The organism is Pseudomonas sp. GW821-FHT09D08, from assembly GCF_059416305.1.
Window position 1 is genome coordinate 120,832 of the sequence record NZ_JBWKOX010000010.1, and the last position, 13,822, is coordinate 134,653.

15 protein-coding genes are annotated in these 13,822 nt (G+C 60.8%); 11 read left to right on the forward strand and 4 right to left on the reverse strand.

The window, feature by feature from the left end; translation table 11 throughout:
* Positions 1 to 97 precede the first annotated feature (97 nt).
* On the reverse strand, positions 98 to 937 hold the full coding sequence (galU, locus tag AC07OP_RS18630; RefSeq protein ID WP_003212579.1) for a UTP--glucose-1-phosphate uridylyltransferase GalU: 840 nt from the start codon (positions 935 to 937) through the stop codon (positions 98 to 100).
* A gap of 310 nt (positions 938 to 1,247) precedes the next feature.
* Between galU and AC07OP_RS18635 the strand changes: the two genes are divergently transcribed.
* Positions 1,248 to 1,433: a hypothetical protein gene (locus AC07OP_RS18635; RefSeq protein WP_017528082.1), complete on the forward strand. Its 186-nt coding sequence runs from the start codon at positions 1,248 to 1,250 to the stop codon at positions 1,431 to 1,433.
* Between the two features lie 141 nt (positions 1,434 to 1,574).
* On the forward strand, positions 1,575 to 1,856 hold the full coding sequence (locus AC07OP_RS18640; protein WP_027606590.1) for a hypothetical protein: 282 nt from the start codon (positions 1,575 to 1,577) through the stop codon (positions 1,854 to 1,856).
* A gap of 10 nt (positions 1,857 to 1,866) precedes the next feature.
* Here the strand turns inward: AC07OP_RS18640 and AC07OP_RS18645 are convergent, their stop codons facing one another.
* Both AC07OP_RS18645 and AC07OP_RS18650 read right to left on the reverse strand, forming a co-directional pair.
* Positions 1,867 to 2,097: a hypothetical protein gene (locus AC07OP_RS18645; RefSeq protein ID WP_027606591.1), complete on the reverse strand. Its 231-nt coding sequence runs from the start codon at positions 2,095 to 2,097 to the stop codon at positions 1,867 to 1,869.
* 20 nt (positions 2,098 to 2,117) lie between these two features.
* Positions 2,118 to 2,468 carry a hypothetical protein gene (locus AC07OP_RS18650; RefSeq protein WP_115487277.1) on the reverse strand — a complete coding sequence of 117 codons (351 nt, stop codon included), beginning with the start codon at positions 2,466 to 2,468 and terminating at the stop codon, positions 2,118 to 2,120.
* Positions 2,469 to 2,680: 212 nt separating this feature from the next.
* On the opposite strand from AC07OP_RS18650, the gene AC07OP_RS18655 reads away from it, so the two are divergent.
* The 5 genes from AC07OP_RS18655 to AC07OP_RS18675 all read left to right on the forward strand — a co-directional run bounded on the left by AC07OP_RS18655 (position 2,681) and on the right by AC07OP_RS18675 (position 6,144).
* Complete coding sequence (locus AC07OP_RS18655) at positions 2,681 to 2,983, forward strand: DUF1883 domain-containing protein (protein ID WP_003173824.1); 303 nt, start codon at positions 2,681 to 2,683, stop codon at positions 2,981 to 2,983.
* A 25-nt stretch (positions 2,984 to 3,008) separates the two neighbouring features.
* Complete coding sequence (locus tag AC07OP_RS18660; RefSeq protein ID WP_090403985.1) at positions 3,009 to 3,176, forward strand: hypothetical protein; 168 nt, start codon at positions 3,009 to 3,011, stop codon at positions 3,174 to 3,176.
* Positions 3,177 to 3,180: 4 nt separating this feature from the next.
* Positions 3,181 to 3,846: a DNA oxidative demethylase AlkB gene (alkB, locus tag AC07OP_RS18665; protein WP_115487276.1), complete on the forward strand. Its 666-nt coding sequence runs from the start codon at positions 3,181 to 3,183 to the stop codon at positions 3,844 to 3,846.
* A 75-nt stretch (positions 3,847 to 3,921) separates the two neighbouring features.
* Positions 3,922 to 4,968 (forward strand): bifunctional DNA-binding transcriptional regulator/O6-methylguanine-DNA methyltransferase Ada, encoded by a 1,047-nt coding sequence (gene ada, locus AC07OP_RS18670; RefSeq protein WP_115487275.1) that lies wholly within the window; start codon positions 3,922 to 3,924, stop codon positions 4,966 to 4,968.
* Between the two features lie 105 nt (positions 4,969 to 5,073).
* On the forward strand, positions 5,074 to 6,144 hold the full coding sequence (locus AC07OP_RS18675) for an NAD(P)H-dependent flavin oxidoreductase (RefSeq protein WP_495102114.1): 1,071 nt from the start codon (positions 5,074 to 5,076) through the stop codon (positions 6,142 to 6,144).
* Here AC07OP_RS18675 and AC07OP_RS18680 read toward each other — a convergent pair.
* A complete protein-coding gene (locus tag AC07OP_RS18680) occupies positions 6,141 to 9,890 on the reverse strand; it encodes a hypothetical protein (RefSeq protein WP_495102115.1) in 3,750 nt (1,249 codons plus the stop codon). The two genes, AC07OP_RS18675 and AC07OP_RS18680, sit on opposite strands and share 4 nt — an antisense overlap.
* 232 nt (positions 9,891 to 10,122) lie before the next feature.
* On the opposite strand from AC07OP_RS18680, the gene modA reads away from it, so the two are divergent.
* From modA to AC07OP_RS18700, 4 genes are all read left to right on the forward strand, one after another.
* Positions 10,123 to 10,896 carry a molybdate ABC transporter substrate-binding protein gene (modA, locus tag AC07OP_RS18685; RefSeq protein ID WP_495102116.1) on the forward strand — a complete coding sequence of 258 codons (774 nt, stop codon included), beginning with the start codon at positions 10,123 to 10,125 and terminating at the stop codon, positions 10,894 to 10,896.
* Positions 10,897 to 11,577 (forward strand): molybdate ABC transporter permease subunit, encoded by a 681-nt coding sequence (modB, locus tag AC07OP_RS18690; protein WP_495102117.1) that lies wholly within the window; start codon positions 10,897 to 10,899, stop codon positions 11,575 to 11,577. It begins immediately after the preceding gene.
* A 5-nt stretch (positions 11,578 to 11,582) separates the two neighbouring features.
* Positions 11,583 to 12,662: a molybdenum ABC transporter ATP-binding protein gene (gene modC / locus AC07OP_RS18695; protein WP_495102150.1), complete on the forward strand. Its 1,080-nt coding sequence runs from the start codon at positions 11,583 to 11,585 to the stop codon at positions 12,660 to 12,662.
* A gap of 78 nt (positions 12,663 to 12,740) precedes the next feature.
* Complete coding sequence (locus AC07OP_RS18700; RefSeq protein ID WP_495102118.1) at positions 12,741 to 13,790, forward strand: DNA topoisomerase IB; 1,050 nt, start codon at positions 12,741 to 12,743, stop codon at positions 13,788 to 13,790.
* Positions 13,791 to 13,822: the final 32 nt, after the last annotated feature.

The window sequence follows — 13,822 nt, forward strand, 5'->3', positions numbered from 1 at the left end:
CATTCTCCTCGGCAGGACATCAGCATACCGACTTACATGGGGCTGAAAAACGAAAAAGCCACCCGAAGGTGGCTTTTCAAAGGCAGGCAAGCGTGAATCAGTAAGCCTTGCCAGTCTTGTAGAAGTGCTCGTAGCAGAAGTTGGTGGCTTCGATGTAGCCTTCGGCGCCACCGCAGTCAAAACGACGACCCTTGAACTTGTAGGCGATCACGCAACCGTCTTTGGCCTGTTTCAACAGGGCGTCGGTGATCTGGATCTCGCCACCCTTGCCTGGCTCGGTTTCTTCGATCAACTTGAAGATGTCCGGGGTCAGAATGTAACGACCGATGATCGCCAGGTTCGACGGTGCATCTTCAGGCGCCGGCTTCTCGACCATGTCGCGTACGCGGATCAGGCCATCGCCAATGTCGTCACCGGCAATCACGCCGTACTTGTTGGTCTCTTGAGGATCGACCTCTTGAACCGCAACGATGGTGCAGCGGTATTTCTGGTACAGCTTGACCATCTGGGTCAGTACGCCGTCGCCTTCCAGGTTCACACACAGGTCGTCCGCGAGTACTACGGCGAACGGCTCGTCACCGATCAATGGCCGACCGGTCAGGATAGCGTGGCCAAGACCTTTCATCTGGGTCTGGCGGGTGTAGGAGAACGAGCACTCGTCCAGCAGCTTGCGGATGCCGACCAGGTATTTTTCCTTGTCGGTGCCCTTGATTTGGTTTTCCAGCTCGTAGCTGATGTCGAAATGGTCTTCCAGTGCGCGCTTACCGCGACCGGTGACGATAGAGATTTCGTTCAGACCGGCATCCAATGCCTCTTCGACGCCGTACTGAATCAGTGGCTTGTTTACCACCGGCAGCATCTCTTTGGGCATGGCCTTGGTCGCTGGCAAGAAGCGAGTGCCGTAACCGGCTGCTGGAAACAAGCATTTCTTGATCATATAAGTCCTTACAAAGGGCTGTGCGTACGGAATTCGGCGCAGTCTAATCAGGCCGCAGTCACCTTACAATGGGTCCTGCTGGCGTTGCGATGTCATCATAGAGAAAAAATGTCGGCGTAAGTTCCGCTGATCTTACAAAGAGCGACTTCACCGCCACGCTAAGAAAAGTCATCTCCTCATGCTTAAAAGGGGTTGCAACCCTTTTAGCACGCTTTTCAGGCCAGAACACTGACCTGGAATAACTTGCGCGGCACCGGGACAATTGGGGCTATCATTGCTCCCTTGAATCAGACCACGAGATTGTTAATAGATGTCAGAACCAAAAGGCGTGAACGGCTACCTGATCACCAAGCGAGCAGACGGCTGGCACCTGATCAACTTCCACGGAGACAGCGTCGCGGGCGTTTTCGAGACCGAAAGCATGGCGATCGCGGTCGCCGAAGTGTTTGTTGACGAAGCGGGCCACGCGTCGAGCAAGAGACCGAAGGGTAAGTAAGCCGGCAGCCCTGCGCCAAAAGCCCCGACTCACGGGGCTTTTTTGGTTTTGCCTGTACCTAGATGGCAGTTCGCTATAATCTTCCAGGCACGCCCCACGACAGTGTCAGCGCCCCTCCCACACCCTTGACGACGAACACACATGAACAAATTTCTGGCACTGACTGCGGTACTGGCACTCGCCGGCTGCACCACCACTTCCGATGTCTACCTCAAGAACGGCGAGCAAGGCCTGACCATCGACTGTTCAGGCGAAGCCAACTCCTGGGCCAGTTGCTACGAAAAAGCCGATGCCTCCTGCGCAGGCACCGGCTATCGCATTGTCGGCACCGAAGGCACGCCGTCGCTGAAGGAAAGCGACAAGACCCTGGGCCAGGATGTGGGCAACTACAAAAGTCGCAGTGTGGTGGTGGTCTGCAAGTAACCCGGGGGGGTTACAGGTGGATCTCAGCGAATTTGATCCCCAGCTCCCGAAGGATTTCGCTCAGCTCGTCAAGACTGGCAAAGGATTCGACTTCATCCTGATCATCCACCAGAAAAAAGCTGCGACCGCCGCTTTTCTTGAAGAAGACGATCCACTCGCCCAGGTCGGCGGGGTTCTGGATGACATGGGTGGCCGAGATTTCACCCTCGGCATGACGGGCCTTCACGTGTTCACGTTTCATATCGGCTTTCCCCAGCGGCATCAACCGGAAATGCACTCTTCCCCGGCCTTTTTCACATCTCCCGGGCGGATCGGCACGTTGGACATGCTCTCGTAGAGCTTGATGCTGCTACCGCTGGAGCGCTCTTCAATTTCGAAAATAGCCGAAGGGGCGGCGGAAAACTTCTGCGGCACGATGACCTGCACACCGTCTTTATGCGGTTCAATCTGCGGCGGCCGACGGGTGGTCGACAGCTTCCTTACCACACACGCCGCGTACTCCTGGGGTTTTTTCCCGGAAATGACCACCAACGTCGGCGGGGTCTGCTTGATATCTGCAACCGAAGCACACCCACCTATCGCCAAGGCCAGAACCAACACACTCCACTTCATACAAAACCTCCAATAAAGACCCTACGACAGCGGAGATGGTAATTTTCTCCCGCCCACGTAGGATTTATCCCTGATAACTCGGTAAATAACTGTTTTAAATTGTCGACGCCGTTGAAGACGGGCCGATAATAAACGCGCTGGGGCTGATAAACTCCATCTTAACCTACGTATCATTCTGATTTTTCAGAAAAAGCCCTTCTGGAGACACCCTCATGAAATTTATTCACCAGCGCGAGCACCTCAACGAGGGGGACATTGTCGTCATCGAATGCTCGCAGACCTGTAATATTCGCCTGATGAGCGACGCAAATTTTCGCAGTTTCAAGAATGGCGGCCGCCACACGTACCACGGCGGCGCGTTCGACAAATTCCCCGCCAAGATCACCGCACCCAGCACCGGGTTCTGGAATATCACCCTGGACGTGGTGACACGCCGCGCAATCAGCGTCACCCGCAAGCCGGCGCTGTCCCACAAGATTCGCATCGTACGTCGCACCAGCACCAAGCTGAGCTGACTCGAAGACGCCACAGGAAATCATCGTGACTGCTACCACCAAATACGTGATCAAGTACAAGCTCAACGGCGAACGCCGCTTCGAGTTCGCCCAACTGACGAGCAATAGCGTGGAAGAAGCATTGCAGGCCTTGGCGAAAATCCACGATGCCAGTGATGTCATCACCGACATCAACGTGAGCAAGGCGCTGTAAGGCAATGCCCGGCCCCACTGATGACCTGTTCGCCGATGACGCCCTGCAACAACCCGCAGCGCGTGAGCAGATCGGCGAACAGTCCTACGTGCTAAGGGGCTATGCCCTGCCCTGGATTGAACGCCTTCTGCCAGAACTGCGCCGTGTGCTGGCGCAATCGCCGTTTCGGCAAATGGTTACGCCCGGGGGCTTTACCATGTCGGCCGCCTTGAGCAGTTGCGGCGCGCTGGGCTGGACCAGCGACACCAGCGGCTACCGCTACACGCCCCTGGACCCTCGCACCCGGCAACCCTGGCCAGCGCTGCCGGACACCTTGCGCCAACTGGCCATAGAAGCCGCGGCAGACGCCGGGTTTGTCGACTTTGCCCCCGACGCCTGCCTAATCAATCGTTATGTTCCGGGCGCGAAAATGTCCTTGCACCAGGACAAGAATGAACGTCGCTACAGCGAGCCCGTCGTGTCGATATCCCTTGGGTTGCCGGCAGTTTTCCTGTTCGGTGGCCACGCCCGCAGTGACAAGACCCGCAAGGTCTCGCTGTTCCATGGTGATGTGGTGGTCTGGGGCGGGGTCGATCGGCTGCGCTTTCATGGGGTGATGCCGATCAAGGAAGGCGTGCACCCGATCATGGGCCCGCAACGTATCAACCTCACTTTTCGCACCGCCGGCTGATTTGACCGCAAGCTTCGGAGTGCCAGGCCACTGCAGCACGGCTACTCTGGCCAGGATCCGTCAAGAGTGCCAACCATGACTACCGAACAAGATCCGCGCTGGGCTGCGATTCTTGCCCGCGATCCGAAAGCCGATGGGCTGTTCGTCTACGGCGTAAAAACCACCGGTGTGTATTGCCGCCCGAGCAGCGCCTCGCGATTGCCCCGCCCGGAAAATATCGAATTTTTCGACACCCCGGCACAGGCCGAGGCCGCCGGTTATCGCGCCAGCAAACGCGCAGCCGGTGACCAGACACAACTGGCTGCGCAGCATGCGCAATTGGTGGCTGACGCATGCCGGCAGATCGAACACGCCGATACCGCGCCCAGCCTCAACATGCTGGCGAGCCGGGCCGGCCTGAGCCCGTTCCATTTCCACCGGGTGTTCAAAGGCGTGACCGGCCTGACGCCCAAGGGTTACGCCAGCGCCCATCGTTCACGCAAGGTCCGCGAGGGGCTCAAGGGCCCGCATTCGGTAACCGATGCGTTGTATGAAGCCGGCTTCAACTCCAACAGCCGCTTTTATGAATCGGCCAACCAACGGCTCGGCATGACGCCCAGCGACTACAAGGCCGGCGGCACCAACAACGATATTCTGTTCGCCGTCGGGCAATGCTCGCTGGGTGCAATCCTGGTGGCGCAGAGCGCCCGTGGCGTGTGTGCGATTCTGCTGGGGGATGACCCGGACAAACTGGTGCGCGACCTGCAGGACCAATTCCCCAACGCCAACCTGGTGGGGGCCGACCGCCGTTTCGAACAATTGATCGCGCACGTGGTGGGCTTTATCGAGGCGCCGGCCCTGGGCCTGGACTTGCCACTGGACTTGCGTGGCACCGCGTTCCAGGAGCGGGTGTGGCAGGCCCTGCGCGAGATTCCGGTGGGCAGCACGGCCAGCTATGGGCAGATCGCCCAACGCATCGGCGCGCCCAAGGCCTTTCGCGCGGTGGCCCAGGCCTGCGGGGCCAACAGCCTGGCGGTGGCGATTCCGTGTCATCGGGTGGTGCGCAGCAATGGCGATCTATCCGGCTATCGCTGGGGGGTTGAACGCAAGCGGCAGCTGCTGGAGCGTGAAAGAGACCACTGACGCGCACGAAAAACGTCCCTCGTCCAGTGAATAAAACAGACTGGCCGGGTGCCAGGCACCCTGCTAAAACAGCGAAAACCCCGACTGACGCTGGAGAAGCATCCCATGAGCACCTGGCCAGACATGCGCATTCTCGATCTGCTGGGCATCGACGTGCCCATCATCCAGGCACCGATGGCCGGTGCGACCAGCGCCGCCATGGTGATTGCCGCCAACCAGGCCGGCGCGCTGGGTTCGATCCCTGCGGCGATGCTGAGCATCGAGCAACTGCACGAAACCCTGGCCACCGTGCGCCATGCCAGCAGCGGGCCTATCAACGTCAATTTCTTCTGCCACCAGCCGCCGGAGCCGGACGAGGAGCGCAATCGCCACTGGAAGGCCTTGCTGGAACCCTACTACCGCGAACTGGGCGCCGATTTTGATGCGCCGACTCCGGTTTCCAATCGCGCCCCGTTCAACGCGGCCAGTTGCGAAGTGGTGGAGCAACACCGCCCCGAGGTCGTGAGCTTTCATTTCGGCCTGCCGGAAAAAAGCCTGCTGGAACGTGTCAAGGCGACCGGGGCCAAGGTGCTGTCCTCGGCCACCACGGTCGAGGAAGCGATCTGGTTGGAACGGCACGGTTGCGACGCGATTATCGCCATGGGGTATGAGGCCGGCGGGCATCGGGGAATGTTCCTGACGTCGGACCTGAGCAGCCAGATCGGCACGCTGGCTTTGGTCCCGCAAGTGGTGGACGCAGTGAGCGTCCCGGTAATCGCCGCCGGCGGAATCGGCGATGCACGCGGTATTGCCGCGGCCTTCGTCCTCGGGGCCTCGGCGGTGCAGATCGGCACCGCGTACCTGTTCACCCCGGAGGCGACGCTCAGCCGGGCCCACCATCTGGCCTTGCTGACGGCCCAGGCCAGTGGCACAGCGCTGACCAACCTGTTCACCGGGCGCCCTGCCCGTGGCCTCTTGAATCGCCTGATGCGTGAGCTGGGCCCGGTGAACCCGGCGGCGCCGGCCTTCCCCCTGGCAGGCGGCGCGCTGATGCCATTGAAGGCCAGGGAGGAAGCCGGTTTTGGCTCTCAGTGGGCCGGGCAGGCCGTCGGGCTCAAGCACGCACTGTCGACGCGCGAACTGACCACGTTGCTGGCCGCGCAAGCCCTCAAGACGCTTAGCCGCACGCCGGACTAGAGCGGTACAGGTTCCGCAGCTCGTAGCCCGCTCAGGCGGTTTTCATGGGCCTGGGTCAGTACCATGAAGCGCTTTTGCCGCAGGGCGTGGATACCGTAGATGATCCGGGCGAAGTGCTCGTTACTGTTCTCGTAGGGCTGGCAGGTCATGATCAGGGCGAAGAAGCAATCGGACTGCCGATGGGTAGCCATGGCGTTGATCAACTTCAACCCGATAGCAAACAGCGCCTGGCCGGTGCTCATGGAGAGTCGTTCGTAGCTGGCCCCCAGGACGTGGTGTATCTGCACTTCGCGATGGGCGGCCAGCGTCTGGTGCAGGTAGTCGAGTTGCGCCCTTGTACACAGGTCCGCACGGGCGCGATCCCCCGTGACATAGCGTTCGATTTCGCTGCGCAGCAAACTGCGCCAGTCGTCGTCTTCCTGGCCGGCCCGCAGTGCGATCCAGTCGACGCAATCGACCAGGGCGTTCTCCGCCGTGGCAATCGGGCTGGCGAGGCCCGATTGCAACTGGTCCAGGTGAGCCAACGCTCCGCGCACCAACTCCGCCTCTTCTGCGATAACGCTATCCATCAGCTCCACATACTCTTCCAGCGACTCGTGGCGCCAGCTCCGGAAAGCCCCCAGCAGTTGCGCCCTGAGGTTACCAACGACCGGCACTCCAACGGTACGGCGCAACATATCCTCGGACTCATCGATCAAGCCTCGCAGGTTACTGACCTGCAGCAACAGGCCGGCATGATCGAACGGCTGCGGCGTGTTTTGCAGCGCCGTCGTCAGTTGCGACGCGCCCCGTGGCAGCTCCCGGGAAAGTACATCCCATAGCCTCGGCAGTTGCCGTTGGATGGCGGTGATAAAGCGCTGCGGACACGCGAGGACCGAATAGCTGCCGGTATTGAAGAAACGCCCCCAACTCACTCCCAGCCGGAACACCGTGTTGAGCTCATGACTGGCCTCGATGACATTGGCGTAGAGCTTGTAGACCACCAATTTGCCGCTCGACGCCGGTGCTTGCTGCACGCGCTGCTCCCAGCCGGCGATGGAATCAAAATAGGCCAGTTGCTGCGCCGAAGGGTCCAGGCGCCCCAACCCCGTGTCCAGCACCGCCGCATCACTTTCATTGCGAACCGACAGCGCAAAATGGCACTGGGGACGCGGGTCGTCCGGTTCGGCGAACAGCAAGACGCCGATAGCCTGGACGTCCCAGGACTGGCTTGACAGGTAGTCCGCACAGCGCTTGGACTCAACGAAGCCGCCCGTAGTCGAAGCCTCGAAGTCGCCCGCCAATTCGGCCAGCTTATTGGCGTCGCGATACAGTTTTTCCAGACGTCCGCGCATGCCCAGCAGGTCCGCCGATGTGGGCAGGAACAACGTGGAGGCGCTCGCCTGCTCCAAGGAAACAGGGGTGTCCGTGCGCTCACGGGATCTCAAGGCCGGCAACAGCAACTTCCCGGTCTGTGCCGACCGTTTCAACAGCGTGCGCAGTTGCCCCCGGGCCAGGGTAACGTCGGCGACCAGCTCCACCACGCCCAGCAAGACGCCCAACTTGCACTCATACACATAGGCGGCGTAATCCTCGGGTCGGTCCATGCTGCGGGCCAGTTGGTAGGAGAAGCTTGCGTCCGCGACATTGGCGATCAGGCCGACACCGCCGGACAACAGCAACGCCCCGACGCCCGATGCGGGACCGACCGCCGCTATCACCAGGCTGGACACCGCGCGGGTAGCGACCTTGAACATGCCCCATTTCGCCAGGCGCCGCTCTTCATCGGAGGAAAATACCGCGTAATTCATCATGTGCTTGAGTTCGCTGATACCGATCTCATACAGCGCATCGTTGATGTTCGTCACCTCCCGGAAAGACACCGGCTGCGGTGGCACGCGGCGGTAGTGATAGCCGTAGCGCTTTTTCTGCGGATAGAAATCCGAGCGCTCCACGCTGAGTTTTTCCGGAAATGGCAGGTGGTGCGTGATAAACCGCATCAAGTCGTCACTGGGTTGCCCCGCCACGCCGCTGGGCTGCCACACCGCCCAAGTGAGCTCTGCCATGTTCAGTGAGATGAGCAGCGCCTTCTGTGAACTGAGCTTGAGCACCAACGCATTGGGCACCACTTTTTCCCGGAACAGCAGCAGGCGCGGCTTGACTTCACCTTTGAGAAAACGATGGGCGAGTTCACGCAGGGACACATCCTGCTCAGCATCATCGACCAGGAATTGTGCCGCGCGGACCTTGGCCAAGGCCTCGCAGGTTTCGCCAAACAGTTGTTTGTAGTCGGTGTTGCGCGCCAGTTCGTCGATATCGGCGACAAAGGTTTCATACAGGATGTCGCGCAAGCGGCCCAGGGTGCGCACTTCCACGCTCGACAGCGGTTCCCCGCTGACATGGATGTTGGCGATGGTTTCCTGGAAGTACGCCGTGCGCTGCGGCTCGCCCGTCAGCACCTGGAGGAAAGAAAAGTGCTTGTAGCGCGGTGGCGCATAGGCGGTCATGCCCGCCGAATAGACCGGGTAGCCCACCTGGTACTTATAGCGAAACCGTTTTTCGTCCCTGAACCGATCCTGCGTCCGTTGCGGCAGCCCGGACTTGTTCAGGCAGCGCTCGATAAGGTTCTGGATATAGTCCTTGGAGAGTTCGGCGCTCCACACACTGCTCAGCAGGTTGTCCCATTTTTGCCAGGCCTTGGGGGGCGTAACCGGCTGTATCGACGTCGGCACGCCCTCCAGCCACTGTGCCAGGTCCCCAGGCAGTATCTGTATCGAAAAAGACGCCTGGGAGGCGTCGCTGCGCACGAACCAGACATTCTGCTGGTCACTCTGTGCGCGGATCACGCCCTCTTCATCCATCACCCCGCAGTTCACCCAGGGACAACGGTGATTCAAATAGACCGCAAGATAATATTGCCAGCGTCCTGACGCTCGATATTCCTGGGCTACGGTGATCGAGTATTCCAGCGCCGGTGCACCGCCGGGAAGATTGCCGAGGGTCACCTTGAGCAATTGATTGGGCTCTATGTGAATGTCTGGCAGCTGCACGTCCTTGAGTGTCCACCGCGGAAGGATACTCAAGATCGCAACCCCCACCGGCTCTTCGAAGGGTTTGAGCCACAGCCGGTTCTGGCTCGTATCGGCTGAATACTCGAAGCGGCTGCCTGATTGCGCACCAATGCGCATGCCCGGCCACTCCAGGCTGATCGCCTTGGGCCATTGGTTGGCCCCCCGGGATGTGGGAGGCAGGTCGAACCAGATTTCCGCCATCATTTCGGCGTAGGTGTTCCACACCGATAGCACCACCACCTCGGTCTTGAGTACCGCCTGGTACGGCATCACTAACTCATGCTGCACCCAAAAGCCCGCGTGGATCTGCCCACCGACGTGGATGCGACCGAGAAAAAATCGCGTGAAATTCAGCTCCCGTGCCACCTCGCCATAGAAATACGGCATCAGGACTTTGGTTTGTACGCTGTCGGTGTTTTGCTGTTTGCCTGCATATGCCTGCCAGGGAAACCGATCGTTGAGGATGTGCCACAGCGGCAACGAATCGTGCTCGACGATGATCGGCTGTCGCTGGCTGTCATCGGAATCGAATATCGAGAATTCGACGGGGATCAGGGCGTCTGCCCGGATCAGTGCCTTGGCCTGGGGTTCCAGCGTGGATTGAGCCACTACACGCTCTATCCATGCCTGCGTGTAAGCCTCGCTGCTCTCGGTGTTTGTCGCGCCCACGTCGATGTAAGCGTATTCCTTGCCCATGATGTGCTTCCGTTTCAGATCAATACGCCGCTCACTATCGCGTTGCGACCAGCGCCTGGCTGTCAGCCATGGGGGTATCGACGGGAGGAAATCTCGACCGCGCGCAGACATTGATTCCGCAGATGGATTTCTGCTTGCCATTTTTACGCTATATACCTATACATACAGCGCCTGGCAGCGCCCGTCCCTATAATCGGCACCAGGTTCTGCACCTTCTCAAACGGAGCCGTTCATGACTTTCAATACCCCTCGCTTTGTACCCACGTGCCTGGCGGCATTGGTTGCGTTGCTCGCGACCGCAGCGGCCCACGCCGATGAAGTCCAGGTGGCCGTAGCGGCCAACTTCACCGCACCGATCCAGGCGATTGCCGCCGACTTCGAAAAAGACACCGGCCACAAACTGGTCGCAGCCTACGGCGCCACCGGGCAGTTCTACACCCAGATCAAGAACGGCGCGCCGTTCGAAGTGTTCCTGAGTGCCGACGACACCACCCCGCAAAAGCTCGAAAGCGAAGGCGACACGGTCAAAGGCTCGCGCTTCACCTACGCCGTGGGCACCCTGGCGCTGTGGTCGGCCAAGGAAGGTTATGTGGACGCCAAGGGCGAGGTGTTGAAGAAGAATGAATTCAAGCATCTGTCCATCGCCAACCCGAAAGCCGCGCCTTACGGCCTCGCCGCCACCCAGGTATTGGCCAAGGAAGGGTTGACCGAGCAGGTCAAGGACAAGCTCGTCGAAGGCCAGAACATCACCCAGGCCTTTCAGTTCGTTTCCACCGGCAACGCCGAGTTGGGTTTTGTGGCCTTGTCGCAGATCTATAAAGACGGCAAAGTCACCAGCGGCTCGGCCTGGATCGTCCCGGCCGCCCTTCACGACCCTATCAAACAGGACGCGGTAATCCTCAACAAGGGCAAGGACAGCGCTGCAGCCAAGGCACTGGTCGAGTACCTCAAAGGGCCGAAAGCCGCTGCCGTCATCAAGTCCTACGGTTATGAACTGAGCAAGTAAATGCCCCTGTCGAGTGCCGATTTTTCCGCAATCTGGTTGACCCTCAAACTGGCGTCACTGACCACCGTGATCCTGCTGATCATCGGCACTCCGATTGCTCTGTGGCTGTCGCGCACCCGTTCATGGTGGCGCGGCCCCATTGGCGCGGTAGTAGCCTTGCCATTGGTGCTGCCACCCACCGTCATCGGTTTCTACCTGCTGTTGACCATGGGCCCCCACGGCTACTTCGGCCAGTTCACCCAATGGCTGGGCCTGGGCACCCTCACCTTCAGCTTCGCCGGGTTGGTGATCGGTTCGGTGATCTATTCCATGCCGTTCGTGGTGCAGCCGTTGCAGAACGCCTTTTCCGCCATCGGCACGCGCCCATTGGAGGTGGCCGCGACCCTGCGCGCCAATCCCTGGGATACCTTCTTCACGGTGATCCTGCCCCTGGCGCGCCCGGGGTTTATCACCGCGTCCATCCTGGGTTTTGCCCATACCGTCGGAGAATTCGGCGTAGTGCTGATGATCGGCGGCAATATCTCCGACAAGACCCGCGTGGTCTCGGTGCAGATCTACGATCATGTCGAAGCCATGGAGTATGCCCAGGCCCATTGGCTGGCCGGCGCCATGGTGGTGTTCGCGTTCCTCGTGTTGCTGGCGCTCTACTCCAGTCGTAAAACCAGGATGGGTTGGAGTTGATGCCGATGATCAATGTGCGCCTGAACTTGAAGTACACAGGCTTTGCCCTGGACGTGGACCTGCATGTGCCCGGCCGAGGGGTGACTGCGCTGTACGGGCATTCCGGCTCCGGCAAGACCACCTGCCTGCGCTGCATTGCCGGGCTGGAGCGGGCCGAAGATGGGTTTATCCAGATCAACGATGAAGTCTGGCAAGACAGCCGCAACGGTCTGTTCGTGCCGCCGCACAAGCGTGCGCTTGGCTACGTGTTCCAGGAGCCCAGCCTGTTCCCCCATCTGTCGGTGCGGGCCAACCTGGAGTTCGGTCTCAAACGCATCCCGCGCTCGCAACGCCGCGTCGACATGGCTCAAGCCACGGAGTTACTGGGGATCGGCCATCTGCTGGAGCGTCACCCCCAACACTTGTCCGGCGGCGAACGCCAGCGCATCGGTATCGCCCGTGCCCTGCTCACCAGCCCAAGACTCCTGTTGATGGATGAACCCCTGGCCGCCCTCGACAGCAAGCGTAAAAGCGAAATCCTGCCCTACCTGGAACGCCTGCACGACGAGCTGGACATCCCCGTGCTGTACGTCAGCCATGCCCAGGACGAGGTGGCGCGCCTGGCCGATCACATCGTGTTGCTCAGCGACGGCAAGGCCCTGGCCAGTGGTCCCATCGGCGACACCCTGGCGCGTCTCGACCTGCCCCTGGCGTTGGGGGACGACGCGGGCGTGGTGATCAACGGCAGCGTCAGCGCCTATGACGATCACTACCGTCTGCTCACGCTGCAACTGCCCGACAGCGCCCAGCACCTGCGCGTGGCCCATGCACCGCTGGCGTTGGGCAAGGCGTTGCGGGTCAAGGTACAGGCGCGCGACGTCAGCCTCAGCCTGCAAGCCGGAGAGCACAGCAGCATCCTCAACCGCCTGCCGGTGACGGTTACCCAGGAGATCGCGGCGGATAACAGCGCCCATGTGCTGGTTCGCCTGGACGCGGATGGCACGCCGTTGCTGGCGCGGATCACGCGGTTCTCCCGCGACCAGTTGCAATTGCACCCCGGCCAGGCGCTGTGGGCGCAGATCAAGGCGGTGGCCGTGCTGGCATAAGAAACCTTTTGGCACGACCGCACACGGCTGCGGTCAATCAGGAATACCGGCCTGATCCGTTGCCAAGGAACCCGCACCATGCCCGACTCCGCGCTGCCCGCCGACCTGCCCCGCGACCTGCATTACGTTGACGACACCCAGCCCGGCATCCGCCGCAAGCGAGTGCGCGGCAAGTTCCAGTACTTCGACGCCAAGGGCGAGCGCATCCGGGATGCCGATGAGATCAAGCGCCTGAACGCCCTCGCCGTCCCTCCGGCGTATACCGACGTGTGGATCTGCGCCGACCCGCGCGGGCACCTGCAAGCCACCGGCCGCGATGCCCGTGGACGCAAGCAATACCGCTATCACCCGCGCTGGCGTGAGGTGCGTGACAGCGACAAGTACGCGCGGCTGCAGGAGTTCGGCAACGCCCTGCCGAAACTGCGCAAGCAGCTCGAAGCGCAAATCGCCGAACCCGGCTTCACGCGCGAAAAAGTCCTGGCCACGGTGGTGATGCTGCTGGACGCCACACTGATCCGCGTCGGCAATACCCAATATGCGCGAGACAACAAATCCTACGGGCTGACCACCCTGCGCAACCGCCATGTGGATGTCAAAGGCAGCGAAATCCAGTTCCAGTTTCGCGGCAAGAGTGGCGTGGAGCACCAGCTCAGCGTCAAGGACCGGCGCCTGGCCACGGTGGTCAAGCGCTGCCTGGAGTTACCGGGGCAGAACCTGTTCCAGTACCTGGATGAAGACGGCGAGCGGCACACCGTCAGCTCCCATGACGTCAACGCCTACCTGCACGACCTTACCGGTGCCGACTTCACTGCCAAGGATTACCGCACCTGGGCCGGCACCGCCATGGCGCTGGCGGTGCTGCGGGAGTTGGAATGGCAACCGGAATCCGACGCCAAGCGGCATGTGGTGGCGATGGTCAAGGATGTCGCCAGGCAACTGGGCAATACGCCTGCGGTGTGCCGCAAGTGTTATATCCACCCGGCCGTACTCGAGCATTTCAGCCTGGGCGAATTGTCCAGGTTGCCCAAGCCGCGGGTGCGCAAAGGCCTGAAGGCCGAGGAAGTCGCCTTGGCGATGTTCCTTGAACAACTGGCCGCCGACTTGCCCGGCAATGCCAAGGCGGGTTAGGCTCTGGCTCCCTTCTGACTTCCGGGACGACC

What these genes read in the sequence shown, in the direction of transcription:
- galU (WP_003212579.1), bottom strand. Translation starts at nt 937, where the DNA reads ATGATCAAGAAATGCTTGTTTCCAGCAGCCGGTTACGGCACTCGCTTC.
- AC07OP_RS18635 (WP_017528082.1), top strand. Translation starts at nt 1,248, where the DNA reads ATGTCAGAACCAAAAGGCGTGAACGGCTACCTGATCACCAAGCGAGCA.
- AC07OP_RS18640 (WP_027606590.1), top strand. Translation starts at nt 1,575, where the DNA reads ATGAACAAATTTCTGGCACTGACTGCGGTACTGGCACTCGCCGGCTGC.
- AC07OP_RS18645 (WP_027606591.1), bottom strand. Translation starts at nt 2,097, where the DNA reads ATGAAACGTGAACACGTGAAGGCCCGTCATGCCGAGGGTGAAATCTCG.
- AC07OP_RS18650 (WP_115487277.1), bottom strand. Translation starts at nt 2,468, where the DNA reads ATGAAGTGGAGTGTGTTGGTTCTGGCCTTGGCGATAGGTGGGTGTGCT.
- AC07OP_RS18655 (WP_003173824.1), top strand. Translation starts at nt 2,681, where the DNA reads ATGAAATTTATTCACCAGCGCGAGCACCTCAACGAGGGGGACATTGTC.
- alkB (WP_115487276.1), top strand. Translation starts at nt 3,181, where the DNA reads ATGCCCGGCCCCACTGATGACCTGTTCGCCGATGACGCCCTGCAACAA.
- ada (WP_115487275.1), top strand. Translation starts at nt 3,922, where the DNA reads ATGACTACCGAACAAGATCCGCGCTGGGCTGCGATTCTTGCCCGCGAT.
- AC07OP_RS18675 (WP_495102114.1), top strand. Translation starts at nt 5,074, where the DNA reads ATGAGCACCTGGCCAGACATGCGCATTCTCGATCTGCTGGGCATCGAC.
- AC07OP_RS18680 (WP_495102115.1), bottom strand. Translation starts at nt 9,890, where the DNA reads ATGGGCAAGGAATACGCTTACATCGACGTGGGCGCGACAAACACCGAG.
- modA (WP_495102116.1), top strand. Translation starts at nt 10,123, where the DNA reads ATGACTTTCAATACCCCTCGCTTTGTACCCACGTGCCTGGCGGCATTG.
- modB (WP_495102117.1), top strand. Translation starts at nt 10,897, where the DNA reads ATGCCCCTGTCGAGTGCCGATTTTTCCGCAATCTGGTTGACCCTCAAA.
- modC (WP_495102150.1), top strand. Translation starts at nt 11,583, where the DNA reads ATGATCAATGTGCGCCTGAACTTGAAGTACACAGGCTTTGCCCTGGAC.
- AC07OP_RS18700 (WP_495102118.1), top strand. Translation starts at nt 12,741, where the DNA reads ATGCCCGACTCCGCGCTGCCCGCCGACCTGCCCCGCGACCTGCATTAC.